Annotated in this window: 23 protein-coding genes; 17 read left to right on the forward strand and 6 right to left on the reverse strand. The window is 70.0% G+C overall.

Going from position 1 to position 24249, the window contains the following annotated elements:
• The first annotated feature begins 4 nt into the window (after positions 1-4).
• From U5K29_01865 to U5K29_01905, 9 genes are all read left to right on the forward strand, one after another.
• Positions 5-1216, forward strand: coding sequence for a copper transporter (locus U5K29_01865; protein ID MDZ7677279.1), 1212 nt, complete (start codon positions 5-7; stop codon positions 1214-1216).
• Positions 1213-2853 carry a lipid II flippase MurJ gene (locus U5K29_01870; protein ID MDZ7677280.1) on the forward strand — a complete coding sequence of 547 codons (1641 nt, stop codon included), beginning with the start codon at positions 1213-1215 and terminating at the stop codon, positions 2851-2853. Before U5K29_01865 ends, U5K29_01870 begins: the two co-directional genes overlap by 4 nt.
• Complete coding sequence (locus tag U5K29_01875) at positions 2850-5783, forward strand: glycosyltransferase family 2 protein (protein MDZ7677281.1); 2934 nt, start codon at positions 2850-2852, stop codon at positions 5781-5783. Before U5K29_01870 ends, U5K29_01875 begins: the two co-directional genes overlap by 4 nt.
• On the forward strand, positions 5780-6664 hold the full coding sequence (locus U5K29_01880) for a hypothetical protein (protein MDZ7677282.1): 885 nt from the start codon (positions 5780-5782) through the stop codon (positions 6662-6664). The genes U5K29_01875 and U5K29_01880 overlap by 4 nt, the downstream gene beginning before the upstream one ends.
• A gap of 72 nt (positions 6665-6736) precedes the next feature.
• Entirely contained in the window at positions 6737-8389 is a 1653-nt protein-coding gene (locus U5K29_01885) for a CTP synthase (GenBank protein ID MDZ7677283.1), read from the forward strand.
• The gene (locus U5K29_01890; GenBank protein MDZ7677284.1) at positions 8386-8940 is read left to right on the forward strand and encodes an NUDIX hydrolase; all 555 of its coding nucleotides are present in this window, start codon (positions 8386-8388) and stop codon (positions 8938-8940) included. The genes U5K29_01885 and U5K29_01890 overlap by 4 nt, the downstream gene beginning before the upstream one ends.
• Positions 8941-8982: 42 nt before the next feature.
• Positions 8983-9933 (forward strand): site-specific tyrosine recombinase XerD, encoded by a 951-nt coding sequence (locus tag U5K29_01895; GenBank protein MDZ7677285.1) that lies wholly within the window; start codon positions 8983-8985, stop codon positions 9931-9933.
• A gap of 13 nt (positions 9934-9946) precedes the next feature.
• Positions 9947-10276 (forward strand): TraR/DksA C4-type zinc finger protein, encoded by a 330-nt coding sequence (locus tag U5K29_01900; GenBank protein ID MDZ7677286.1) that lies wholly within the window; start codon positions 9947-9949, stop codon positions 10274-10276.
• A gap of 18 nt (positions 10277-10294) precedes the next feature.
• Complete coding sequence (locus U5K29_01905; protein ID MDZ7677287.1) at positions 10295-10813, forward strand: hypothetical protein; 519 nt, start codon at positions 10295-10297, stop codon at positions 10811-10813.
• 167 nt (positions 10814-10980) lie between these two features.
• Here the strand turns inward: U5K29_01905 and trpS are convergent, their stop codons facing one another.
• Positions 10981-11964, reverse strand: coding sequence for a tryptophan--tRNA ligase (trpS, locus tag U5K29_01910; GenBank protein ID MDZ7677288.1), 984 nt, complete (start codon positions 11962-11964; stop codon positions 10981-10983).
• A gap of 63 nt (positions 11965-12027) precedes the next feature.
• A complete protein-coding gene (gene galE, locus U5K29_01915) occupies positions 12028-13044 on the reverse strand; it encodes a UDP-glucose 4-epimerase GalE (protein MDZ7677289.1) in 1017 nt (338 codons plus the stop codon).
• A 39-nt stretch (positions 13045-13083) separates the two neighbouring features.
• Here galE and U5K29_01920 point away from each other — a divergent pair, with 39 nt between their 5' ends.
• From U5K29_01920 to leuA, 8 genes are all read left to right on the forward strand, one after another.
• The gene (locus tag U5K29_01920; protein MDZ7677290.1) at positions 13084-13869 is read left to right on the forward strand and encodes a ScpA family protein; all 786 of its coding nucleotides are present in this window, start codon (positions 13084-13086) and stop codon (positions 13867-13869) included.
• Positions 13866-14513 (forward strand): SMC-Scp complex subunit ScpB, encoded by a 648-nt coding sequence (gene scpB / locus U5K29_01925; GenBank protein MDZ7677291.1) that lies wholly within the window; start codon positions 13866-13868, stop codon positions 14511-14513. Before U5K29_01920 ends, scpB begins: the two co-directional genes overlap by 4 nt.
• Before the next feature lie 2 nt (positions 14514-14515).
• Complete coding sequence (locus U5K29_01930; protein ID MDZ7677292.1) at positions 14516-15262, forward strand: pseudouridine synthase; 747 nt, start codon at positions 14516-14518, stop codon at positions 15260-15262.
• 42 nt (positions 15263-15304) lie between these two features.
• A complete protein-coding gene (locus U5K29_01935; protein MDZ7677293.1) occupies positions 15305-16384 on the forward strand; it encodes a prephenate dehydrogenase/arogenate dehydrogenase family protein in 1080 nt (359 codons plus the stop codon).
• Positions 16381-17670, forward strand: a complete 1290-nt coding sequence (gene aroA / locus U5K29_01940) for a 3-phosphoshikimate 1-carboxyvinyltransferase (GenBank protein MDZ7677294.1) — start codon at positions 16381-16383, stop codon at positions 17668-17670. The genes U5K29_01935 and aroA overlap by 4 nt, the downstream gene beginning before the upstream one ends.
• Positions 17671-17682: 12 nt before the next feature.
• Positions 17683-18318 carry a (d)CMP kinase gene (gene cmk, locus U5K29_01945; protein ID MDZ7677295.1) on the forward strand — a complete coding sequence of 212 codons (636 nt, stop codon included), beginning with the start codon at positions 17683-17685 and terminating at the stop codon, positions 18316-18318.
• Positions 18311-19018: a lysophospholipid acyltransferase family protein gene (locus U5K29_01950; protein ID MDZ7677296.1), complete on the forward strand. Its 708-nt coding sequence runs from the start codon at positions 18311-18313 to the stop codon at positions 19016-19018. Before cmk ends, U5K29_01950 begins: the two co-directional genes overlap by 8 nt.
• A 209-nt stretch (positions 19019-19227) precedes the next feature.
• Complete coding sequence (leuA, locus tag U5K29_01955; protein ID MDZ7677297.1) at positions 19228-20928, forward strand: 2-isopropylmalate synthase; 1701 nt, start codon at positions 19228-19230, stop codon at positions 20926-20928.
• A 15-nt stretch (positions 20929-20943) separates the two neighbouring features.
• On the opposite strand, the gene U5K29_01960 is transcribed toward leuA, so the two are convergent.
• From U5K29_01960 to ispH, 4 genes are all read right to left on the reverse strand, one after another.
• Positions 20944-22104 carry an AI-2E family transporter gene (locus tag U5K29_01960; GenBank protein ID MDZ7677298.1) on the reverse strand — a complete coding sequence of 387 codons (1161 nt, stop codon included), beginning with the start codon at positions 22102-22104 and terminating at the stop codon, positions 20944-20946.
• Positions 22105-22145: 41 nt separating this feature from the next.
• Positions 22146-22715 (reverse strand): HD domain-containing protein, encoded by a 570-nt coding sequence (locus U5K29_01965; GenBank protein MDZ7677299.1) that lies wholly within the window; start codon positions 22713-22715, stop codon positions 22146-22148.
• Positions 22716-22781: 66 nt separating this feature from the next.
• Positions 22782-23186 carry a hypothetical protein gene (locus U5K29_01970; protein MDZ7677300.1) on the reverse strand — a complete coding sequence of 135 codons (405 nt, stop codon included), beginning with the start codon at positions 23184-23186 and terminating at the stop codon, positions 22782-22784.
• 18 nt (positions 23187-23204) lie between these two features.
• Complete coding sequence (gene ispH / locus U5K29_01975) at positions 23205-24236, reverse strand: 4-hydroxy-3-methylbut-2-enyl diphosphate reductase (protein MDZ7677301.1); 1032 nt, start codon at positions 24234-24236, stop codon at positions 23205-23207.
• Positions 24237-24249: the final 13 nt, after the last annotated feature.

Here is a 24249-nt window from a genome sequence, read left to right on the forward strand (position 1 = left end):
ACCCATGATCAATCTCCGCTACCACATCGTGTCGATCACCGCGGTGTTCCTCGCGCTCGGTATCGGGGTGACGCTCGGCTCCACGATGATCCAGCGCTACACCATCGACACGCTCGAGAGCCGCCTCGACGAGCTCGACGACGAGGTCTCGCGCACCGACGAGGCGAACGCGGCGCTGCGAACCGAGCTGGGCGAGAGAGATGATCTGGCCGACCAGCTCACCGACCAGGGTCGAGCGCTGTTCGGGGGTCACCTCAGCGAGGTCCCGGTCCTGATGCTGTCGGTTCAGGGAACCAGCGACGACCTGGTCGATGCGGCTCGCGCCTCGCTGCGGGCTTCGGGGGCCGAGCTCAGCGGCACCCTCGTGTTCACCACCCGCTGGGAGGACCTCTCCTCCGAGGAGATCGCCGAGCTCTCCGAGGTGATCGACCGCCAGCTCTCCACCGCGACCCTGGCCCGATCGCTGGTGTTGCGCGAGTTGGCCGACGAGCTCGTCGAGGCCTCGGGCCCGGTCCCCGAGCCCGACGACGAGTCGTCCGACGACGCCGGCGACGCTCCTGGCGACGCCAGCGACGACGGCGGCGAGGCACCCGAGGGTGCCACCCTCGAGCCCGACCCGTCCGGCGAGGGCACTGGCGACGACGCGGCGCAGGACCCGGACGAGACCACGACGACGATCGCCGGTCAGCCCGGCGAAGAGTCTCCCGACGCTCCCGCAGCCGAGGAGCCAGAGGAGCCGACCGAGGACCCAACTCCCGCGACCCCCGACGCCGAGATCCTCGAGAGACTGCTGGCGCTGGGCTATCTCGAGTTCTTCCCCGAGCGCGAGGCCAGCCCCGTACCCCGTTTCGAGATGCGGTACGTGTTCGTCGTCGACGACGAGGCGTCGCTCGCGGCCGACCAGGTCGTCCTCCCCGTCCTGGAAGCCATGTCAGCGGGCGATCCGGCTCCGGTGGTGGTGGCCTCGAACCTGGCTCCTGCACCTCCGCTCACCGGCGACGACGACGCCGCCGAGGGCGACCGGACCACCGAGGTGATCGACGCGATCCGATCCGACGAAGACCTGCGGGAACGGATCAGCACCGTGGACGCGATCGGAACCTTCGTCGGCGATGCCGGGTTGGTCCTCGCGACCGCCGATCTCGAGGTGGGACTCGTCCAGCACGTGGGACTCGGACCAGATGCCGACCGGCTGTTGCCGGCAGGCGCGCCGTGATCGGCGTCATCACACGCCCGCTGACGCGGGGATCTGACGGCGAGGGCGATCGCTCTCGCGACCAGCAGAACCTGACACGGGCCACCCTGGCGGTGTCGAGCCTCAACCTGGTGTCGCGCCTCACCGGCCTGGGTCGGGTCATCGCCATGTCCGCCGCCCTCGGCGCGACGGCCCTCGGCGACACCTACCAGGCGGCCAACCTCACCTCGAACATCCTCTTCGAGCTGCTCGCCGGAGGTGTCCTGTCGGCGGCGTTGGTGCCGACCTTCGTCGAGCTCATCGACCGGGGCCGGCGCGGGGAGGCAGCGCGGCTGGCCGGCGCGCTCCTGGGTGTCGCCCTGGCCCTGCTCGGCGTCGTGGTCGCGACGGCGTTGCTGCTGGCACCTCGCCTCATGGGGGTGCTCACCACCGGCGTCGCCGATGGCGATCTCCGGGCCGAGCAGGTCGAGCTCGGTACCTTCCTGTTGTGGTTCTTCCTCCCGCAGGTGCTGCTCTATGCGGTGGGCGCGGTGAGCACGGCGTTGCTCCACGCCGACCGGAGGTTCGTGGCGGCGGCGGTCGCTCCGGTGTTCAACAACCTGATGGTGATCGCAGCGATGGTGATGTTCTGGGCCATGCGCGACGGGCCTCCCGCGTTCGACCTGTCGATGGCCGAGAAGCTCGTGCTGGCGTCGGGCGCAACCCTCGGCGTCCTTGCGATGACCGTGGTCCCGTTGGTGGCGGTGTGGCGGAGCGGCCTGGCGCTCACCCCTCGATGGGCCCCCCGGCATCCCCAGATCCGTCCGCTGGCAGCCAAGGGGGTGTGGGCCGCCGGCCACCTCGGTCTCGCCCAGCTGTTCGCCTTGGTGACCCTGATCGTGGCCAACGAGGTCGTGGGCGGGGTCGTCGCCTACCAGGTGGCCTTCACCTTCTTCCTGTTGCCCTATGCGCTGCTGGCGAACCCACTCACCACGACGCTGTTCCCGCGCCTGTCCGCCTCGGCCGCCGCCGGTCGATCCGACCAGCTGGCAATCGATCTGACCTGGGGACTGCGGATGCTGGCGTTCGTGCTCATCCCCGCCTCGTTCGTGCTGGCCGCGCTGACGCGTCCGCTGCTCGAGCTCGTCAGGCTCGGCAACCTCGACGGTCGTGGCGCCGACCTGGTCGCGGCCGCCACCGCTGCCTACCTGGCGGGTCTGCTCGGATACGCCACGTTCTTCCTCGTGACCAGGGCCTTCTACGCCCTGGGGGACACGCGGACTCCGACCCTGGTCAACCTGGCCACCATCTCGGTCGGGGTGATCGCCCTCATCGCCGGAGGAGCGATGTTCGACGCGACGCCGCTGCTGGTGTTCCTCGGCCTCACCCACGCCGCGGTGGTGACCGCCGGGTCGCTGGTGTTGCTGACCGGGATGGGTCGGCGGGTGGGGACCATCGCGCTGGGGCCCGCGCTGGCCCGCGATCTGATCTTGGGTGCCGTCGCCGGTCTGGCGGCCTGGACCGTGGTGGAGCTGATCGGCCACGACGGTCGCTTGGCCGCGGCACTGGCGGTGGGACTCGCCGGGATCGCAGCGGTGGCGGTCTATGTCGCCGCCCAGGCGGTGTTGGGTGCCCCCGAGCTTTCGCGGCTCCGGTCGGCAGAGGGCGGTGATCGGTGAACGTCATCGCGCTGATCCCCGCCTACGACAGCGTCGACCGCATCGCGGCCACGGTCGCCGCCACGGCCGCGATCACCGGGGTCACCCGCGTCCTGGTGGTCGACGACGGATCGGGCGACGGCACCGGGGCCGAGGCCCGACGCGCCGGCGCCGAGGTGCTCACGATGCCGGTCAACGTCGGCAAGGGGCGCGCCATCGCCGCGGGCGTGGCCGCTTCGCCCGATGCCGACGTCTTCCTGCTCGTCGACGCCGACCTGGCCGAGACCGCCGCCGAGACCGGCCGGCTCTTGGCCCCCGTGCTCGACGGCGAGGCCGACCTGGCCATCGCCGTGCTGCCAGGGGCAGGTGGGCGGGCAGGGTTCGGTCTGGTCCGCGACCTGGCAGGTCGAGGCATCGCCCGCGCCTGCGGGTGGCAGAGCGCCGCGCCGCTGTCGGGACAGCGGGCCGTCCGTGCCGAACTGCTGCGGGGGTTGGCCGACGCCGAACGGTTCGGGCTCGAGGTGGCCATGACCATCGACGCGGCCAGGGCCGGAGCTCGCATCGTGGAGGTGGAAGCCCCCATCGAGCACCGTCACACGGGTCGGTCCTTCTCGGGGTTCGTCCACCGCGGGCGGCAAGGGATCGATGTCGTCCGGTCGTTGTGGCCCCGGATCACCACCGGGCGCCAGCGCATCGGCGCGATCGTGGTGTTCGCCGCGGTGCTGGTGGCGGCGATGGCCTGGACCGGGTCGAGCTGGCAGCCCGACACCGAGGCGCTCGCCGCCGGCCCCGAGCACGTCGTCGTCTTCGGAGTGGCCCCCTACGACTTCGACGACGTGCCCAGCGTCCACACGCCGACCCTCGACCGGTTGCGCCAGGAGGGAGCGATGGGGGCCATGACGGTGCGCACGGTTGCCCGGCGCCCGTCGATCGCCGAGGGATACCTGAGTCTCGGTGCCGGTTCGCGGGTCCGGGTCCGTCGCGGTGCAAGCCTCGCGGTACCGACCGACACCGAGGTCGATGGCCAGACGGTGGCCGAGACCCTGGAGCAGATCACCGGGGTGCAGCCTCGGGGTGAGATCGGGGTGCCTGGTGCCTCGGCGACGATCCGGGCCAACCAGGGAGTCGAGGTGGCGTCGCCGCCCGGAGCGCTGGCCGACGCGCTCGCCGACGCCGGGATCGCCACCGCGGTGGTGGGGGTTGCCGATCACCCTGGAACCTCCACGCGCAGCGGGTCCCGGGAACGTCCGGCCGCGCTGGCGGCGATGGGAAGCGACCTCACCGTCTCCACCGGCTCGGTCGATCCCGACCAGTTGCTGATGGACGACCCCTCGGCCCCGTTCGGGGTTCGTTCCGACCCCGACGCGGTCCTGTCGGCCGTCGACGACGCGCTCGGTCGTGCCGGTCTGGTCGTGGTCGATCCCGGCGACCTCCAGCGCGCCTCGTCGTTCCGGTCCTCGACCCTGCCGGGAGTCGCCGACGCGATGCGCGACGACGCGCTGGCCCACACCGACGAGCTGCTCGGGGACCTCATCGAGCGCGTGGGTTCCGACACCTTGATCTATGTCGTGTCGGTCGCTCCCCGCGGGGGCGACTATCGCCTCACCCCTGTGTACGCCACCGGCTCGGGGGTGCCTCCGGGTTCGTGGATCACATCTCCGTCCACCCAACGTCGGGGCCTGGTCACGCTGACCGATCTGGCCCCCACGGTGCTCCACGCGCTGACGGGCGAGACGGGACACGACCTTCCCGGCAACGCGTTGCGCTACGAGGATGGTCCGGCGAACCTCGACGTCCTCTCCCGCTACGACCGCGAGACCAACGTCCGCGAGCGCACCTACTTCGCCCAGGCCCAGCTCTTCATCGCGGCGCAGGCGTTGGTCTATGCCGCGGTTGCGCTGGTCGTGTCGCGTCGTCGGCAAGGGTCCCGCAGTGGGACTGTCGCCCGTTGGGCGGTGCTGGTGGTGGCCAGCTATCCGGTGTCGACCTTCATCGTGAAGGCGATCCCCTCAGCGACCGCCGGGCCGGTCGTGCTGCCGTCGATCCTCGCCATCGCCGCGTCGGTGGTGATCGCCACGCTCGCGTCGCGTCGCCGGGGCCACCCGCTCGCGGGGCTCGATGTCGTGCTCGCGCTCACCGTGGCGGTGATCGTGATCGATGCCGCCACCGGAACGTGGCTCAACGTGTCGAGCTGGCTGGGGTACTCGTTGCACAGTGCCGGCCGCTTCTACGGGTTGCCGAACTCCACCTTCGCCGTGCTCGGCTCAGCAGCGATCCTGCTCGCGGCAGGCTGGATGCACCGCTGCGCGCGACCTCGCGAAGCACTGGTGGCGGTCGGGTCCCTGTTCGCGGTGGTGGTCATCGCCAGCGGGCTGCCGATGCTCGGGGCCAACACCGGTGCCATGTTGACCTTGGTCCCGGTGTTCGGCCTCACCTTGTGGGCGCTGTCGGGTCGGCCGATCCGCGTGTGGACGCTGGTCGCCGCCGGTGCCGGCGCGCTGGCGGTGCTGGTGGCGGCCGCCTCCATCGATCTGCTTCGTCCCGACGAGAGTCGAGCCCACCTCGGGCGCTTCGCAGCACAACTGCTGGACGAGGGCCTCGGGCCGCTCATCGAGACCTACCTGCGCAAGCAGGCTGCCAACTTCCGGATCTTCCGGGTGTCGATCTGGACATGGATGATCCCGATCGTGGCCGGCTTCGTGCTGTACCTGTTGGCCTGGGGTCGAGGGTGGGAGCGGTTGCTGCCCCCGCGCTCGGCGCTGCGGATCGGGGCGATCTCGGTCGTGGGTGCCGCCCTGCTGGGCTTCGCCGCCAACGACTCCGGTCCCATCGTGGTCGCCCTGTTCGTGGTCTACCTGTTGCCCTACCTGGCGTTGCTGGTCCTCGACCCGGCGCGCGAGCGAGTTCCGATCCTCACCGCCCCCGCGTCGGGCTCCCCACCGCCGCCATGACCTTGGTCTCCCTCGTCGGCTCGTTTCTCGCCGGTGTCGCGGTGTCAGCGTTGCTGTGGCGGGCCGCACAGGCGGTGTTCGACCATCCGGTCCTGCGCCGTGAGAACGTCCGTGGGCTGTCGGTCCCGACCGCTGGTGGGCTGGTGCTGGTGCTGGCCTGCTTCGTGCCGGTCGCCGCGGTGCAGCTCGCCTGGCTCGCGAGGTGGACCGGCGTGCCCATCGAGCTGAGGCTCGGCTGGCAGCCCACCTTGGTCGCGGTGCTGGGGTTCGGGCTGCTCGGGTTGGTCGACGACCTCATCGGAGACCACGGCTCGCGCGGATTCACCGGGCACCTGCGCTCGCTCGCCTCCGGGACGCTCACCACCGGGGCGCTCAAGCTCATCGGCGGGGGAGTGGTGGCCTTCATCGCGACCGTGCAGACCGGCGTGCTGGTCGAGCTCGGCTGGCAGCTCGTGGTCGATGTCGCGCTGGTGGCCTTGGCCGCCAACCTGGCCAATCTCTTCGACCGCGCCCCCGGCCGGCTCACCAAGGTGGCGGTCATCGCCGCCGTCGTCCTCGTCGCGGTCGGGCCGTGGTCGGTGGTCGAGGGAGATGGCTTGCGATCTCCGCCGGTCGCGGCGCTCTTCGTCGTTGGGTCGGCGGTCGGCCTGCTCGTCCCCGAGCTCCGCGAACAGATCATGCTCGGCGACACCGGCGCCAACGCGGTCGGGGCCGCTCTGGGGTTGGGCGTGGTGATGGCCCTTGATGAGCACGCTCGGGTCGGTGTCATGGTGGTGCTGCTGGTCCTGAACCTGGTGAGCGAGCGGATCTCGTTCAGCCGGGTGATCGGATCCACCCCCGGGCTGTCCCATCTCGACCGGTGGGGACGAGCGAGTGGGTAGTCGAATCACACCACTGTCATCGTGGTCGGGTATGGTGGGCTTCCGTCCTGGTGCTGACGGAAAGAAGGCGTTGTGGCGAAGCACATCTTCGTGACCGGTGGGGTGGTGAGCTCGCTCGGCAAGGGCCTCACCGCATCGTCGCTCGGGCGGCTCCTCAAGGCCCGCGGTCTGCGGGTCACCATGCAGAAGCTCGACCCCTACATCAACGTCGATCCGGGCACCATGAACCCGTTCGAGCACGGCGAGGTGTTCGTCACCGACGACGGCGGCGAGACCGACCTCGATCTCGGCCACTACGAACGGTTCATCGACGAGAACCTCACCAAGGACTCCAACGCCACGACCGGCAGCATCTACTCCGCGGTGCTCGCCGCCGAGCGCCGGGGCGACTATCTCGGCAAGACCGTGCAGGTCATCCCCCACATCACCGACGAGATCAAGCGTCGCATCATGCGCTTGGCCACCGACGACGTCGATGTGGTGATCACCGAGGTCGGCGGCACCGTCGGCGACATCGAGATCCTCCCGTTCCTCGAGGCCATCCGCCAGGTCCGTCTCGACGTCGGTCGCGACAACGTCTGCTACGTGCACGTCACGCTGGTGCCCTTCATCGGGCCTGCGGGCGAGCAGAAGACCAAGCCCACCCAGCACTCGGTCACAGAGCTGCGCAGTCGGGGCATCCAACCCGACGCCATCGTGTGCCGCAGCGAGGCCTCGATCGGCCCCGACCTCGAGCGCAAGATCTCCAACCTCTGCGACGTGCCGGTCGAGGCGGTGGTCAACGCCGCCGACGCTGCCAGCCTCTATGAGATCCCGCTCACGCTTCATCACGAGGGCCTCGACGACTACGTGTGCGGGGTCCTCCGCCTCGACGCCCCCGATCCCGACCTGACGGCGTGGCGGGACCTGGTCGACCGGGTCGAGGCCGCCACCGTGCCGCTTCGCATCGGCATCATCGGCAAGTACGTCAGCCTCCCCGATGCCTACCTGTCGGTGGTCGAGTCGCTGCGCCACGCCGGGTTCGCCCACGGGGCCCACATCGTGGTCGACTGGATCCAGGCCGAGGACACCGAAGGGCTGCTCGCCGCCGGGCGTCTCCGCGAGCTCGACGGCATCGTCATCCCCGGTGGGTTCGGCGAGCGAGGCATCGAGGGCAAGGTGGCCGCGGCCGGTTACTCCCGCGAGCACCAGATCCCCTGTCTGGGCATCTGCCTCGGCATGCAGGTGATGACCATGGAGTTCGCCCGCAACGAGCTGGGACTCACCGGCGCGAACTCGACGGAGTTCGACCCGCAGTCACCCCATCCGGTGATCGATCTCATGGACACCCAACGAGACGTCACCAACATGGGCGGCACCATGCGGCTCGGCGCCTATGTGGCCGAGCTGGCCGAGGGCTCGCAGGTGGCCGGGCTCTACGGCAAGGCGGTGGTCAGCGAACGCCACCGGCACCGGTACGAGTTCAACCCTCGGTACCGATCCAGGTTCGACGGCACCGACTTCGTGTGCTCGGGCAGTTCGCCCGACGGTCGCCTGGTCGAGTTCATCGAACTGCGGGGGCATCCGTTCTGGGTCGGCACCCAGGCCCACCCCGAGTTCAAGAGCCGACCCGATCGCCCCGCCCCGCTCTTCGATGGTCTCATCCGTGCGGCGTTGGGGCGCGCCGAGGGACGCAACCCGCGGCTGCTCGAAGTCGCTTCCAGGCCATCTGCCACCGCTTCGTGACCGGGTTCCGGCGCGTCGGCGAGCATCAGATCCATCAGGGCCACATCCTGTCTCTGGTCGAGGCCACCTTCGTCGCCGAAGACGGCACCGAGTTCACCCGCGACGTGGTCCGCACACCCGCCGCGGTGGGCATCGTTGCGGTCGATCGGGCACCCGGAGGAGAGTGGGAGGTCGTGTTGGTGCGCCAGTTCCGTGCACCGATCGAACAGCTCCTGCTGGAGATTCCCGCGGGGATGTGCGATGTCGAGGGCGAAGCCCCCGAGGAGACCGCGCAACGGGAGCTCGCCGAGGAGGCGGGGTACCGGGCAGAGGAGATCTCGCCGCTGACGGTGTTCCATCCTGCTGCCGGGTTCACCGACCATCGCACCACCATCGTCCTCGGTGTCGGTCTCGCGGCGGTCCCGCGGGCCGCGCACGGGATCGAGGAGCAACACATGACCGTCGAGACGATGGCGCTCGACGACGCCCTGTTGTTGGTCGCCTCGGGTGAGATCACCGACGCCAAGACCATCATCGGGTTGTCGCTCGCCCGCGACCGGCTCACCGGCTGACCCGCAATGGCTCCGGTCGACGCGCCAGGATCGGAACCGGTCGTGTTGCCGATCGAGGTCGAGGAGTTCCTCACCTGGCTGGTCAGCGAGCGGGGTCGTGCTCCCTCCACCCTCGAGGCCTACCGTCGCGACCTCCGCGCCTACGTCGCGTTCCTGGCCGGGCGCAGCTCGTCGGTCGAGACGGCGACGGCCGAGGACGTTCGCGCCTTTCTGGCCGCGCTCGACGCGGAGGGATTGGCCCGTACGACCCGGGTCCGGCGCCTGGTGGCGGTGCGCTCGATGCACCGGTTCCTGGTCGACGAAGAGATGGCCGCGGTCGACCCCACCGCCGAGATCGACTCACCCGGTGTGCCCAGGGGCATCCCCAAGGCGCTGAGCGAGGGCCAGGTCGACGCCCTGTTGGCGTCGGTCGTCGGTGACGACGCCGTCGCCCGAAGGGACCGGGCGATCCTCGAGGTGCTCTACGGCACCGGCGCGAGGATCTCCGAGTTGGTCGGTCTGTCCCTGGGTGACATCGATGTCCACGCTCGGCGGTTGCGGGTGTACGGCAAGGGGTCGAAGGAGCGGGTCGTGCCCATCGGTCGGCTGGCCGGGCTGGCGCTCGAGGCGTGGCTCGACGATGCCGGCCGGGGCGCGCTGGCGCCGTCCCGTTGGCAACGGCGCGGCGATGCCGAGGCCGTCTTCCTGAACGCCCGGGGCGGCCGCCTGACCCGTCAGGGCGCCTGGGGGGTGGTGCGCAAGCACGGGCGGCGGGCCGGGCTGGACGAGCTGTTGACCCCGCACGTGCTGCGACACTCGTGCGCGACCCACATGGTCGATCACGGGGCCGATCTCCGAGTGGTCCAGGAGCTGCTCGGTCACGCGTCGGTGAGCACGACCCAGGTCTACACGCTGGTCTCCACCGAGCGTCTGTGGGCGGTGTACGACCAGGCCCACCCTCGGGCCACACGACCACGATCCTCACGATCGGCGCGCCCCGGAAGCCCAGAGTGACTAGCCTGGACCAATGGACGACGTCCGCGATGGCGACCGCATTCGCAACGACCTCGAGGTCGAGCGCACCCGCCTCAGCAAGCAGGTCGAGGAGCTGGCTGCCGACTCCGACGAGGGGCTGACCTTCGACGGTGGGTTCGCAGACTCCGGGCAGGTCGCGGCCGAGCGGGGCGAGTACAAGTCCCTGGCCAACTCGTTGCGCGAGCAGCTCGACGATGTCGAGGAGGCGCTCGCCGCGCTCGACGAGGGTCGCTACGGGCTGTGCGAGGTGTGTGGCGAGCCGATCGCCGACGCCCGGCTCGAGGCCATGCCGGCCACCCGGCGCTGCATCGACCACGCCTGAACCACCTACGCTGAGCAGGTGGCTCACCTCTCGCACCTGAGTCGGCGGTTCGTCACGTCGCTGCGACCCGGCGGGCCGTCGGCCACCGACCGTGAGTGGGTCGCCACCCAGCTGAGTGAGGCCGAGCTCGAGCTGTGGCGGGCCCTGCGCGGGCCCGACCGCCGTCACTCGGTGCTGGTGGCACGCCGCGTCGAGCGGGCGCTGGGCCACGACGCCGGTCGCGAGGTGCTCGCGGCCGCCCTGTTGCACGACGTGGGCAAGAGCGTGGCGGGTCTGGGCACCTATGGTCGGGTGATCGCCACGGTCTCGGGCGCCGTCGCCGGCCACCACATGGCCTACCGCTGGTCGGAGGCCAAGGGCTTCGTGCGCCGGGTGGGGCTCTACCTGCGGCACCCCGAGCTCGGTGGCGATCTGCTGGCCATGGCGGAGTCGCACTCGCTCACCGTGGCCTGGGCCCGAGAGCACCACCTGGGGCCCGATGACTGGACCGTGCCCGCCCACATCGGCCAAGCGCTCAAGGCCTGCGACGACGACTGAGCGATCGAGGCCGGGCGATCTTCGCAGAACGTGCTCTGCCGGCACAGGGAGCCCTCGTGGGTCGGTCTCTGCCGGCAGAGGGGGTCGGGCCCGCGATCGGAGCCTCCCAGGGGCGGCGGCCTGGGCAGTCGTTGTCGGCGCGAGGTGGGACGGTCGAGGGACGAGACTCAGGAGCGGGGGAGGAGCCCGATGCGGTCGTGGGCCCGGGCCAGCACCGGGGCGGACATGTCGCGGGCCCGCCCGGCACCGATGGCCAACAGCTTGGAGGTGGCCGCCGGGTCCTCGGCCAGCTCGGCATAGCGCGCTCGCACCGGGGCCAGGACCTCGATCACCGCAGCGGCGGTGTCGGACTTGAGGGGCCCGTACTGGGTGTAGTCGGCGGCCACGTCCCCAGGGGGGCGGTCGGTGGCCGCTCCCAGGATCGACAACAGGTTCGACACGCCGGGCTTGGCCTCGGGGTCGTAGCGGACCTCGGCATCGTTGTCGGTGACCGCCCGCTTGAACTTGCGCTCGATCACCGCCGGTTCGTCGAGCATCGACACGGTGCCCTGAGGTGAGTCGGCCGATTTGGACATCTTGTTGGTGGGGTTCTGCAGGTCCATGACCCGGGCACCGGTCTTGGGGATGGCGGCTTCGGGGACGACGAAGGTCTCGCCGAAGCGGCTGTTGAACCGCATCGCCACGTCGCGGGACAGCTCGAGGTGCTGGCGCTGGTCGTCGCCCACCGGTACCCGGTCGGTGTCATAGAGCAGGATGTCGGCTGCCATCAGTGCCGGGTAGGTGAACAGCGCGGCCGAGACGAAGTCGCGGCGGTCGCTCTTCTCCTTGAACTGGGTCATGCGGCTGAGCTCGCCGAAGCTGGCGGTGCACTCCATCAGCCAGGCCAGCTCGGTGTGGGCCGGCACGTGGCTCTGGACGAACAACGTGGAGCGCTCGGGGTCGATCCCCGACGCCAGGTACAGGTTCGCCATCTGGATCGTGCGCTCACGCAAGGTTGTGGGGTCCTGGGGCACCGTGATGGCGTGCAGGTCGACGATGCAGAAGATGGTGTCGGCCTCGTCCTGCTCGCGGGCGAACCGGCGCAGGGCTCCGAGGTAGTTGCCGAGCTGCAGGTCGCCGCTGGGTTGGATACCGGAGAAGACTCTCACCATGGGCGCTGATGGTAGGGGAGCGGGAGCACCGCCAAGAACCCCGTTCGTCGATGGCCGAGGCGGTCAGTCGCCCGGGTAGCCCTCGGGGTTCTGGGACTGCCAGCGCCACGCGTCGGCGCAGATGGTGTCGATCGTGCGATCGGCGGTCCAGCCCAGCTCCTCGTTGGCCTTCGTGGGATCGGCATAGGAGGCGGCGATGTCACCCGGTCGCCGATCGACCACCCGGTGGGGGATGTCGATGCCGGTGGCCCGCTCGAAGGCAGCGATGACCTCGTACACGCTGTGGCCCTGCCCGGTACCGAGGTTCCACACGTGGTGTCCCCCGACCTCGACGAGGCGGTGCAGGGCCGCCAAGTGCCCGGCGGCCAGATCGACCACGTGCAGGTAGTCGCGGACGCCGGTGCCGTCGGGGGTGTCGTAGTCGTCGCCGAACACGTCGAGACGCTCGCGCCGACCGACGGCCACCTGGGTGACGAACGGCAACAGGTTGTTGGGGATGCCTTGGGGGTCCTCGCCGATGCGGCCCGACGGGTGCGCCCCCACGGGGTTGAAGTACCGCAGCGACGCCACCGACCACGACCGATCCGCGGCCGCCAGATCGGCCAGGATCTGTTCGATCATGTACTTCGACCAGCCGTACGGGTTGGTGGCCGAGGTGGGGGCGTCCTCGCGCAGCGGCAGCACCGGTTCGGGTCCGTACACGGTGGCGGACGAGGAGAACACCAGGGTCCGACAACCGTGCCGGTCGAGGGAGGTGAGCAGGTTGAGCGTGCCGACGAGGTTGTTGCGGTAGTAGCGCAGGGGCTGGGCGACCGACTCACCCACCGCCTTGAGACCTGCGAAGTGGATCACTGCCTCGGGCCCGTGCTCGGCGACGGCAGCGTCGACCCCGTCGGCATCGAGGAGATCGAGGGTGCACAGCTCTGGTGCGCGCCCGGTCAGCCCGGCGATGCGTCGTACGGCCTCGGGCTTGCTGTTGGAGAAGTCGTCGACGATGACCACCTCGTGACCCGCCTCGATGAGCAGGACCACGGTGTGGCTGCCGATGTATCCGGCACCGCCGGTGACGAGGATGCGCATGCACCGACGCTACCCAGTTGCAGGGGTAGGATCGGACACGTGACCGTCGCCGTGCAGACCGAGGTGTTCGAGGGTCCCTTCGACCTGCTGCTCCACCTCATCCTCCGTGAACAGGTCGACCTCTACGAGGTGTCGCTGTCGGCCATCGTCGACGCCTACCTCGCCGAGCTCGAGCGAATGGGCGACCTCGATCTCGACCTCGACCTGGCAACCGAGTTCCTCCTGATCGCCGCCACCCTGGTCGAGCTCAAGACCCGGCGGATGCTCCCCGACGACGGCGGCATCGACCTCGACGACGAGCTCGCCCTCTGGGAAGAGCGAGACGTGTTGCTGTCGCGCCTGCTCGAATGCAAGACGTTCAAGGACGCCGCTCAGGTGCTCCGAGGGCTCGAAGCCGACGCCGGGCGCAGCCACCCTCGCACCGCCGGACTCGAGGAGCGGTTCGCCGAGCTCGCTCCCGACCTGCTCGACGGCGTCACCCCGGCTCACCTGCGCGATGCGTTCCTGCGGGCGACCGCCCCCAAGCCCGCTCCACGCGTCGAGCTCGACCACGTCGCCCCGATCCGGCTCAGCGTGGCCGACGCGGTCGAGGAGCTCGTCGACGAGCTACCCCGAGTCGGCCGGATCGGGTTTCGGGCTCTGACCTCGTCGTTGGTCGACCGCCTCGAGGTCGTCGTGCGGTTCCTCGCGGTGCTCGAGCTGTTCAAGCAGGGACTGATCGATCTGTCCCAGCCGGCCACCTTCGGCGAGATCGACATCGTGTGGCTCGCCGGCTCCGACCACGACCATGCCGACCTGGCCGCCATCGACGTCTACGACGGATGAGCGACACCCCCGACGCCCCCGACTCCCCGGTGCTGATCGCCGAGGCCCGCCGGGCCATCGAGGCGGTTCTCATGGTGGCCGACGAGCCGGTCGACCCCCAGCTGCTCGCGCAGCTGGTCGAGCTGCCGATGCCCCGGGTCGAGTCCCTGTGCGAGACGATGGCCACCGACTACGAGGCCGAGGAACGGGGGTTCGTCCTCGTGCGGGTCGCCGGTGGCTACCGCTTCCAGAGCCATCCCGACCAGGCGCCCTACGTCGAGCGGTTCGTGCTCGACGGCCAGTCGGCCCGGCTGTCGGCCGCCGCGCTGGAGACCCTGGCGATCGTGGCCTACAAGCAACCGGTGTCGCGGGCCCAGATCGCCGCCATCCGGGGGGTGAGCGTCGACGGCGTGATGCGCACCCTCCAACAGCGTGGCTACATCGACGAGATCGGACGCGATCCAGGTCCCGGTCAGGCGGTGTTGTTCGGCACCACCCAGACCTTCCTCGAACGCCTCGGGCTCGACTCGCTGGCCGACCTGCCGCCCCTCGGCGACTTCGTGCCCGACGCGGAGGTGGTCGAGGCCCTCGAGCAGGGCTTGCGGTTGGAGCCCCAGCCCGACGAGGCCCGCGAGTCGTCCAACGGCGACCACCCGACCGAGTAGCGGTGGGTGCCGGGAACGAGCTGGCCGAAGGCGAGCGGCTCCAGAAGGTCCTGGCGCGAGCGGGGTTGGGCAGTCGTCGCCGGTGCGAGGAGCTCATCGAGGACGGGTTGGTGGCGGTCAACGGCGAGGTGGCCGTCCTCGGGCGGCGGGTCGACGTCGACGCCGACCGGATCGAGGTCGATGGCGTGGCGGTCTCGGTTCGACCCGGTCTGGTGTACTACCTGATCAACAAGCCCCACGGGGTGATCACCACCGCCGAGGACACCCACGGCCGTCCCACGGTGGTCGAGCTCGTGCCGGGTGAGCCACGGGTGTTTCCCGTCGGTCGTCTCGACGCCGACACCGAGGGACTCCTGCTGCTGACCAACGACGGCGAGCTCACCCATCGTCTCACCCACCCGTCCTTCGGTGTCGACAAGGAGTACCTGGCCCACGTCGAGGGCGCTCCGTCGCGGGCGTCGCTGCGCCGGCTGCGGGAGGGCATCGAGCTCGACGACGGACCGACCGCCCCCGCCAAGGTGTCCGCGCTCGAGCCCTCGGTCCTGCGCATCACCATCCACGAGGGCCGAAACCGCCAGGTGCGGAGGATGTGCGAGGCCATCGGGCACCCCGTTCGGCGCCTCGTGCGGACCCGCATCGCCGACCTGGCCGACCGAGGTCTCGCTCCCGGCGATTGGCGCCATCTCACCACCGCCGAGGTGCGCGCGCTGGAAGCGAAAGCGGCCGGGGGCGGCGGTCGCCCCGGGTAGCATCCCGCAGATGCACGATCCCGTCACCGAAGCCCGATGCCGATGAGCGACGCCGAGGACGCCACCCCGCGGCGGGCGGTGGTGGTCGGCACCGGCCTGATCGGCGGTTCGCTCGCGCTGGCCCTGGGTGAGCGCGGGTGGCTGGTCTCGGGCGTCGACCACGACCGGGCCCGACTCGATCGGGCGATCGAGCTGGGCGCCGTCACCGACATCGGGTTCGATCCCGACGCCGAGGTGGTGTTCGTCGCAACACCGGTCGATCAGATCTCCTCGGCCGTGCAGGAGGCCCTGGCGGCGACCCGAGCGGTGGTCACCGACGTGGGTGGCGTGAAGGCCAGGGTGGTCGCCTCGATCGCCGATCCGCGGTTCGTTGGCGGACACCCCATGGCCGGGTCCGAGCAGGAGGGGATCGACGGGGCCAGCGCCGATCTCTTCGAGGGCGCGGTGTGGGTCCTCACGCCGGTCGCGGACACCGACCCCGCGGCCTTCACCCTGGTCCGCTCGATCGTCACCTCGCTGGGAGCCGAGGTGGTCGAGGTGTCCCCGGAGCGCCACGACCAGCTGGTGGCCGTCGTGTCCCACGTGCCCCACCTGACCGCGGCGGCGCTGATGACGCTGGCCGACGCCCGGTCCGAGCAGCACCGCGGCCTGCTGCGACTCGCTGCCGGGGGCTTCCGCGACATGACCCGCATCGCGTCGGGCCACCCCGGCATCTGGCCCGACATCTGCGCGGCCAACCAGGACGCCATCACCGAGGCGCTCGACGAGCTCATGGGCGCCCTCGGTGGTTTCAGGCAGATGGTGGCCGACGCCGAACGCCAACCGCTGCTGGGCGCCCTGACTCGGGCCCGAACCGCCCGTGACTCGCTGCCGAGCCGGTCGGTTCGCCCCGGCGAGCTGAGCGAGGTCCGGGTGCCGGTCACCGACCGCCCCGGCGAGCTGTCGGGCATCACCACCCTCGCCACCGATCTCGACGTCAACATCTACGACATCGAGATCGATCACAGCGCCGAGGGGACCAAGGGGCTGCTGGTGCTGGTCGTCGATGCGCATCTCGCCGAGCGCCTGGTCGGCGGCCTGATGGCGCGTGACTACCGTCCGTCGTCGAGGCGACTGGAGTGACCGCACGGGCGATCGCTCCGATCGAGAGGCCACTCGACGCCGATGTCGCGGTGCCGGGTTCGAAGAGCCTGACCAACCGTGGGTTGGTGCTGGCCGCGCTCGCCGAGGGCACCAGCACCTTACGGGGCGCGCTGGTCGCCGACGACACCGAGGCCATGGCCGCCGCGATGCAGACCCTCGGCGCCCGGGTCGACCTCGACCCGGACATCTGCCACGTGACCGGGTTCGGTGGCCGGCCGCGTCCGGGCCCGATCACCATCGACGCCCGCCTGTCCGGCACCACCTCGCGGTTCGTGCTCCCGGTGCTGATGTTGGGTGAAGGACCCTATGTGCTCGATGGCGACCCGCCGCTGCGCGAACGGCCCATGGGCCCGACGCTCGACGCGATGCGTCGCCTGGGCGCCCAGGTCGACGACGAGGCTCGGCCGGGCCACCTCCCCGTGGTCATCTCGGGACCCCAGGCCCACGGCGGGCGTCTGGAGGTCGATGGATCCACCTCCAGTCAGTTCACGTCCGGGCTCCTCCTGGCCGGGGCGATGTTCCCCGACGGACTCACCGTCGAACTGACAGGAGAGGTGGTGTCACGCCCCTACCTCGACATGACCGTGGAGGTCCTACAGACGTTCGGGGTCGATGCGACGAGCGATGGTGACCGCCGCTACGGGGTACGACCGGGTGGCCCGGGACCCACCGACTACCGGATCGAGCCCGACGCCAGTGCGGCGTCGTACTTCTTCGCCGCCGCGATGATCTGTGGTGGTCAGGTGCGGGTCGACGGCCTGGGGGGCGCGAGCCTCCAGGGCGACCTGGGCGTGGTCGAGGTGTTCGAGGCGATGGGTGCGGTGGTCGATCGTCGACGCGAGGCCACCGCGGTGACGGGTCCCACCGTGATCCACGGCGTCGACATCGATCTCGCCGACATGCCGGACATGGCCCAGACCGTCGCCGCGGTCGCGGTCTTCGCCGAGGGACCGACCCGTGTGCGCGGGGTGGGGTTGATCCGGGGCCACGAGACCGATCGCATCGCTGCGGTGGTCACCGAGATGAGGCGGTGCGGCATCGCCGCCGACGAGCACGACGACGGGTTCACGATCCATCCGGGTCGCCCGGTCCCCGCGGTGATCGAGACCTACCACGACCACCGCATGGCGATGAGCTTCGCGTTGCTCGGCCTCCGTTCCGAGGGCATCGCCATCGCCGATCCCGGATGTGTCGCCAAGACCGTTCCGGACTTCTTCGACCGACTCGACCGGCTCAGGATGCCCTCCGGTACGGCCGGCGGGTAGGGTCCCGGCCCGATGAGAGTGATCGCCATCGATGGCCCTGCGGGCTCGGGCAAGTCGACCATCGCCAAGCTGCTCGCGGCGAGACTCGGCCTCGAGTACCTCGACACCGGTGCCATGTATCGCGCCGTTGCCTTCGCCGCGCTGCGCCGGGGCGTCGATCCGGCCGATGCCGAGGTGGTGTGCCGCATCGCGCGCGACCTCGACCTCGTGGTGAACGAGGACGGCGTGCGGGTCGACGGTGTCGACGCCACCATCGAGATCCGTGGGCCGGAGGTCACCCGAGCGGTCAGCATCGTGGCCGCCAACCCCGACGTGAGGGCCGAGTTGGTGAGCCGCCAGCGCGAGTGGGCTCGGCGGCGCGGTGGCGGGGTGTTGGAGGGACGCGACATCGGCACGGTGGTGTTCCCCGATGCCGAGCTGAAGCTGTACCTCACGGCCTCGCCCGAGGTCCGGGCCGCCCGACGGTCCAAGGAGGTCACCGATCTCGACTACCACACCGTCGCCGCCGACCTGGCCCGCCGCGACGCCCTCGATCAGGGACGAGGGAGCGATCCGTTGCGAACCGCCGACGACGCCACGATCGTCGACACCACCGACCGCACCGTCGACGAGGTGCTCGATGTGATCGTGAGGATGCTCGATGGCTGATCCCGAGACTCGGGCCGTGCCGCTCTCCAGGATCCAACGCCTGGTCTATCTCGTCGTGCGGACGGTGACGGTGGCGGCGTTCAAGGTGTACTTCCGGGTGGAGACGGTGGGGGTTCGAAACCTTCCACCCTCGGGGGCCTACGTCGTCGCCCCCGCCCACCGGTCGAACCTCGACGCGTTGCTCGTCCAGGCGGTCACGCGTCGTCAGCTGCGGCTCATGGGCAAGGACTCGCTGTGGAAGGCCGGGCGGTTCTGGGCCTGGTTCATGACCGCGCTGGGCGGCTTTCCGGTGGCTCGGGGAACGGCGGACCGGTTGGCGCTGCGCACCGCCCAGCAACTGCTCGAGCAGGGCGAGCCGCTGGTGCTGTTTCCCGAGGGGACCCGCCAGAGCGGGCCCGAGATCCAGCCCCTGTTCGACGGCCCGGCCTTCCTGGCCTGTCGGACCGGTGTTCCGATCATCCCCGTCGGCATCGGTGGCAGCGAGGTCGCCATGGGAAAGGGCGCGAAGCTGCCGAAGCCCCGCAAGATCACATTGGTGTTCGGGGCGCCCCTTCTGCCACCCGAGCGCAGCGGCACCGGCCGGGCAACCCGCAGGGAGGTGCAGACGCTGACCGCGACGCTGCACGGACAGGTGCAGCAGGTGTTCGATGCCGCGCAACGCCGGGTGGGCCAACCCGTCCCCTCGAACCACGAGGCTTGACAATCGGGCGATGAGACGTCACGGTGTTCTCATGCGCTTCGACCGCGACCTGCTTCTTCTCGTGTAGGCGAGCACCACATATCGGTGCTCGCCGAAACCTCCTGCGCTCCCAGAGCCGGGAGGTTTCTTCGTTTTTCGCCCCCCTCGCGCACCCGCTCCACCAGGAAGGACCATCCCCCATGCCTCCCACTCCACCAACCCCCAAACCGATGCCGTTCCACAAGTACGTGCCCTTCCGGCCGCTGGACCTGCCCGACCGGACCTGGCCCCAGCACCGGATCGAAGCGGCACCGATCTGGTGCAGCGTCGATCTGCGGGATGGCAACCAGGCGCTCATCGACCCGATGGATACGGGCCGCAAGCACCACATGTTCGAAACCCTGGTGGCCATGGGCTACACCGAGATCGAGGTCGGCTTCCCGTCTGCTTCCCAGCCCGACTTCGACTTCGTGCGCCAGTTGATCGAGGAGGACCTGATCCCCGAGGGCGTCACGATCCAGGTCCTGACCCAGTCTCGACCGGAGCTGATCGAGCGCACCTACGAGGCCATCGCCGGATCGCGCCGAGCGATCGTCCACTTCTACAACTCGACGTCGGTGCTGCAGCGTCGGGTGGTCTTTGGCCTCGACCGCGAGGGGATCACCGAGATCGCGGTCAACGCGGCCAAGCTGTGCCGCAAGCTCGAAGCGACCGTCCCCGAGACCGAGGTGCGCTACGAGTACTCGCCCGAGAGCTTCACCGGCACCGAGCCCGACTTCGGGATCGAGATCTGCGAGGCGGTGATGGAGGTCATCGAGCCGACCCCCGAGTGGCCGATCGTGTTCAACCTGCCGGCCACGGTGGAGATGTACACGCCCAACGTCTACGCCGACGTCATCGAGCACTTCGGCCGGACGGTCCGCAACCGCGACTCGATCGTGTTGAGCCTGCATCCACACAACGATCGAGGCACGGCCGTGGCAGCTGCGGAGCTGGGGGTCATGGCCGGGGCGGACCGCGTCGAGGGCACCCTGTTCGGCAACGGCGAGCGCACCGGCAACGTCGACCTCGTCACCCTGGCGCTCAACCTGATGAGTCAGGGCGTCGATCCCGTGATCGACCTCAGCGACATCGACAAGATCCGGCGGGTGGCCGAGTACTGCAACCGTCTGCCGGTGCACCTGCGTCACCCCTACGTCGGCGACCTCGTGTACACCTCGTTCTCCGGTTCGCACCAGGACGCCATCAAGAAGGGGTTCGCCGCGCTGCGGGCCACCGAGGTCGACGGCGAGTACCCGGAGTGGGGCGTGCCGTACCTGCCGATCGATCCCGCGCACGTCGGGCGCACCTACGAGGCGGTCATCCGGGTCAACAGCCAGTCCGGCAAGGGCGGCGTGGCCTACCTGATGGAGGAGGAGTTCGGACTCACGCTGCCCCGCCGGCTGCAGATCGAGTTCTCCCAGACCATCCAGAAGGTCACCGAGGACACCGGAACCGAGGTGAGCGCGGCCGAGATCTGGTCCCACTTCCAGCAGACCTACCTGCCCGAGTCGCCTCGGATCCAGCTGCGCAGCGCCGAGATCTCCACGGTCGACGGCACCACGACCACCACCGCGCAGCTGACCGTCGACGGTGCGCCACACACGGTGATCGGCAAGGGGAACGGGCCGCTCGCCGCGTTCGTCTCGGGACTGAGAGAGCACGTCTCCGATGTGGGCGAGGTCGCCGACCTGGACATCACCGACTACTCCGAGCACGCGGTCGGCCGCGGCTCGGAGGCCGAGGCCGCAGCCTATGTCGAGACCAAGCGTCGCGACGGCACGGTGTGTTGGGGCGTCGGCATGGACGACAGCATCCTCAACGCATCGCTGCGGGCGGTGGTCAGCGCCATGAACCGCACGGTCGAGGTCGACGACGACGCCGGTGTGTAGCGCGCCGGCCGGGTCTCAGGGAGATGTCTCGCCGGGCTGGATGGCGCGTTCGCTGTCGCGCTCGAACACGTAGCCGACCACCCGAACCACGCTGGCCAGGACCGGGACGGCCAGGAAGGCGCCCAGGATTCCCAGCGTGACCGCGCCGGCGGTGAGCGCGGCGAGCACCGCGAGGGGATGCAGCTTGGTCGCCCGACCGACGATCAACGGCTCGAGCAGGTTCCCCTCGGCCTGCTGCACGGCCACGTTGAGCACCAGCACCGCCAGGGCCAGGCCGACACCTCCGTCGGCCAGCGCGATCAGCACTGCCACACCCCCGGCGGTGAAGGCGCCAACGATGGGGAACAGGCCGCCGATGAAGACCAGGATGGCGAGGGGCATGGCGAGCGGGACGTCGAGCAGGACGAGTCCGATGCCGATGAACACCGCGTCGGCGGCGGCGACGACGATCTGTCCACGGAAGTAGCCGCCCAGCGTCGCCCACACCCGGCGTCCGACCTCGGACATGTCGCCACGGAGGCGCGCCGGAGTGATGTCGAGCGCGAACTGGGCCAACCGGTGGCCGTCCTTGAGATAGAAGAACAGCGCGATGAGCGCGAGGAGGATGCCGCTCAGCGCCTCGATCGTCATCGACGCCACCTGCTGGGCCGACCCGCTGACGTCGAGCCCCATGGCCCATTCCTCGACCGACTCCAGCAGCTCGTCGACCTCGGGGATGGTGACCTCGAAGCGGGTCTCGAGCCAGTCGGTGATGTCGGCGTAGGCGTCCTCGAGCGTTGCCGTGAGGTCGGTGAGCTCGTTGGCGATCAGCCACCCGATGGCCACCAGCAGGGCGATGAGCCCGAACAGGAACGTGAGCACCAGCACCGCTGCCACCAGCGCTGGGGGAACGCCACGGGCCTTTCCCCACTCGGACAGGGGTGACAGGAGCGCAGCCGGCAGCAGGGCGATCACCAGCGGGACGACCACCAGGCTGAAGATGTCGACGAACTTGAGGAGGGCGAGGAGCAGGATCAGCAGTCCGATGACGCTCCAGGCGAAGACGCCTGCCCTGGTCAGGCGGTGGTCGGCCAGCGCGACGGTGGGGGCTGCCTCCGTCAGGGGCGAATCGTCGGACGGGTCCGGGGTGGAGGCTCCTTCGTCGGGCTCGTCGGGATCAGGCTCGGCGTCGGTCATGGCGCCAACCGCCTACCGCTCGCGGGCGACCCCAACCGGGATCAGTCCTCGGCGCGGGCGATGTCGCGGTGAGCCACCCGCGCGGTGAGACGCCGAACGAGCGGTTCGAAGTGCTCGAGCGGCAACGTGTCGTAGTCGGGGTCGAAGGAGGTCTGGTCCCACTCGTCGGCGAAGCGCTCGGTGAGCGCGAACCACGGCTCGTCGCGGTACTGGTCGCGAAGCGTGGGATCGCCGCCGAAGTGGTGGTAGTAGTGGCGCCCCTGGAAGTCCTGGTGGGTCCGGATCATGTGGTAGACGTCGTCGCGCACGTAGGGTCGGATGATCTCGGCCGCGATGGCGGGGTGGTTGGGCACGCTGATGGCCTTGCCGATGTCGTGGCACAGCGAGGCGAACACCACCTCGTCGTCGGCACCGGCCCGCTCGGCTCGGGTCGCGGTCTGCAGACAGTGGGTGAGCTGGTCGGTGGCGAACCCGTCGACCACCGTGTCGAGTGAACCGAGCAGGCCGAGGATGGCCTCGGCGACCCGTCCCTGGTTGCGGTTGGTCTCGGCTCCGATGTGCGCCCACTGCTCGGCGGTGGACTCATCCATCCGGGTGAAGGTGGAAGTCATGGGCACCAGTGTGGCTCAGATGGTGCTGTGTTGTCGGGTGGGTGCTGTGTTGTCGGGTAGCAGAGCTCATCCCCTGAGCATGACCCCGAGGACCACGGCGCCGATCGCTGCGAGGAGCCCGACCGCCCCACCGGCGGCCAGCGCGAGACGGGAGCGTCCGAAGGCGTGCACGGCTGCTCCCGCAGCGGAGAGGCCGACGACGAGCAGCTTGACGCCGAGGGTGATGTGATACTCGGAGGGGCGATCAGCCATTCCCGCCTCGAACACCGACCAGATGCCGGTCACCAGGAGCACACCCAGGGCCGACCAGGCGATGACGTTGAACCGCCGGGCGACGATCCTCGGGGCATCGGGCCCGAAGGAACGCACCACGGGAACAAGTCCCGCCAGGGTGAGCTGGCCTCCGACCCACACCGTCGCCGCGAGGATGTGCAGGGTCATGCGCAGGGTGTGGAGGTCGGCACGGAGCATGGCGGCCAGTGTGGGGGGTCAGAGCGCGGCCAGCACCTCGCTGGCGCTGATGGCGCGGTCGTTCACGCCCGGGCGAGCCCCGCCCAACGGGCCGCCGAGCGAGAGCGTGGCCATGACATCGACCGCGCCGAGGAGCTCCCGCAATGAACGCGGGGGTGGGAAGTACTCCTCCTCGTCGGTGATGCGGACCTCCTCGACGCCCCGACGCGGCGCGAGGCGATCGATCACGGCATCGACGAGTTCCTCGGGCGCCGAGGCCCCGGCGGTGACACCGATGGTGCCGGCGAGGTCGTCGGGCAGCTCCGCGGCATCGTTGATCCGGTAGACCCGGGGACATCCCTGTTCCGAGGCCAGCTTCTCCAGGGCGCGGGTGTTCGACGAGTTGGCCGAGCCGATGACCACGACGGCGTCGCAGTCCGACGCGATCTGCATCAGGGCCGACTGCCGGTTGGTGGTGGCGAAGCAGAGGTCGGAGCGTCCCGGCAGCCACACATCGGGGAACCTCGAGCGGGTGGCGTCCATCACCCCCGCCCAGTCGCGGTGGCTGAGGGTGGTCTGGGCCAGCAAGGCGACGGGTTGCTCGAACGCGGGCAGGTCCCCGACCTCGTCGACGGTCTCGACACGATGGATCGAGTCGGGCGCGACCGCCATGGTGCCAACGGCCTCCTCGTGGCCTTCGTGGCCGACGTAGACGATCTGGTACCCCTTGCCCGAGCGGACCTTCACCTCGTGGTGGACCTTGGTCACCAGCGGGCACACGGCGTCGACGACGTAGCCGCCGCTGGCGATGGCGGCGTCGACCACCTCGGGGGCGGATCCGTGGGCCGAGAGCATGACGGGCCGGCCTGCGGGCACCTGGGCGATGTCGTCGACGAAGATCACGCCCAGGTCTTCGAAGCGTTGCACGACCCGCTGGTTGTGCACGATCTCGTGGTAGCAGTACACCGGCGGGTCGAAGGCCCGGACCATCCAGGCCAGCGCCTTGATGGCCATCTCGACCCCGGCGCAGAAGCCACGGGGAGCGGCGAGCAGCACACGATCGACGTCCACGACCCCGAGGGTA

This window comes from Acidimicrobiales bacterium, from assembly GCA_034521975.1.
Taxonomy (GTDB): domain Bacteria; phylum Actinomycetota; class Acidimicrobiia; order Acidimicrobiales; family SKKL01; genus SKKL01.

What these genes read in the sequence shown, in the direction of transcription:
- U5K29_01865 (MDZ7677279.1), top strand. Translation starts at nt 5, where the DNA reads ATGATCAATCTCCGCTACCACATCGTGTCGATCACCGCGGTGTTCCTC.
- U5K29_01880 (MDZ7677282.1), top strand. Translation starts at nt 5,780, where the DNA reads ATGACCTTGGTCTCCCTCGTCGGCTCGTTTCTCGCCGGTGTCGCGGTG.
- U5K29_01900 (MDZ7677286.1), top strand. Translation starts at nt 9,947, where the DNA reads ATGGACGACGTCCGCGATGGCGACCGCATTCGCAACGACCTCGAGGTC.
- trpS (MDZ7677288.1), bottom strand. Translation starts at nt 11,964, where the DNA reads ATGGTGAGAGTCTTCTCCGGTATCCAACCCAGCGGCGACCTGCAGCTC.
- galE (MDZ7677289.1), bottom strand. Translation starts at nt 13,044, where the DNA reads ATGCGCATCCTCGTCACCGGCGGTGCCGGATACATCGGCAGCCACACC.
- scpB (MDZ7677291.1), top strand. Translation starts at nt 13,866, where the DNA reads ATGAGCGACACCCCCGACGCCCCCGACTCCCCGGTGCTGATCGCCGAG.
- U5K29_01935 (MDZ7677293.1), top strand. Translation starts at nt 15,305, where the DNA reads ATGAGCGACGCCGAGGACGCCACCCCGCGGCGGGCGGTGGTGGTCGGC.
- cmk (MDZ7677295.1), top strand. Translation starts at nt 17,683, where the DNA reads ATGAGAGTGATCGCCATCGATGGCCCTGCGGGCTCGGGCAAGTCGACC.
- U5K29_01950 (MDZ7677296.1), top strand. Translation starts at nt 18,311, where the DNA reads ATGGCTGATCCCGAGACTCGGGCCGTGCCGCTCTCCAGGATCCAACGC.
- leuA (MDZ7677297.1), top strand. Translation starts at nt 19,228, where the DNA reads ATGCCGTTCCACAAGTACGTGCCCTTCCGGCCGCTGGACCTGCCCGAC.
- U5K29_01960 (MDZ7677298.1), bottom strand. Translation starts at nt 22,104, where the DNA reads ATGACCGACGCCGAGCCTGATCCCGACGAGCCCGACGAAGGAGCCTCC.
- U5K29_01965 (MDZ7677299.1), bottom strand. Translation starts at nt 22,715, where the DNA reads ATGACTTCCACCTTCACCCGGATGGATGAGTCCACCGCCGAGCAGTGG.
- U5K29_01970 (MDZ7677300.1), bottom strand. Translation starts at nt 23,186, where the DNA reads ATGCTCCGTGCCGACCTCCACACCCTGCGCATGACCCTGCACATCCTC.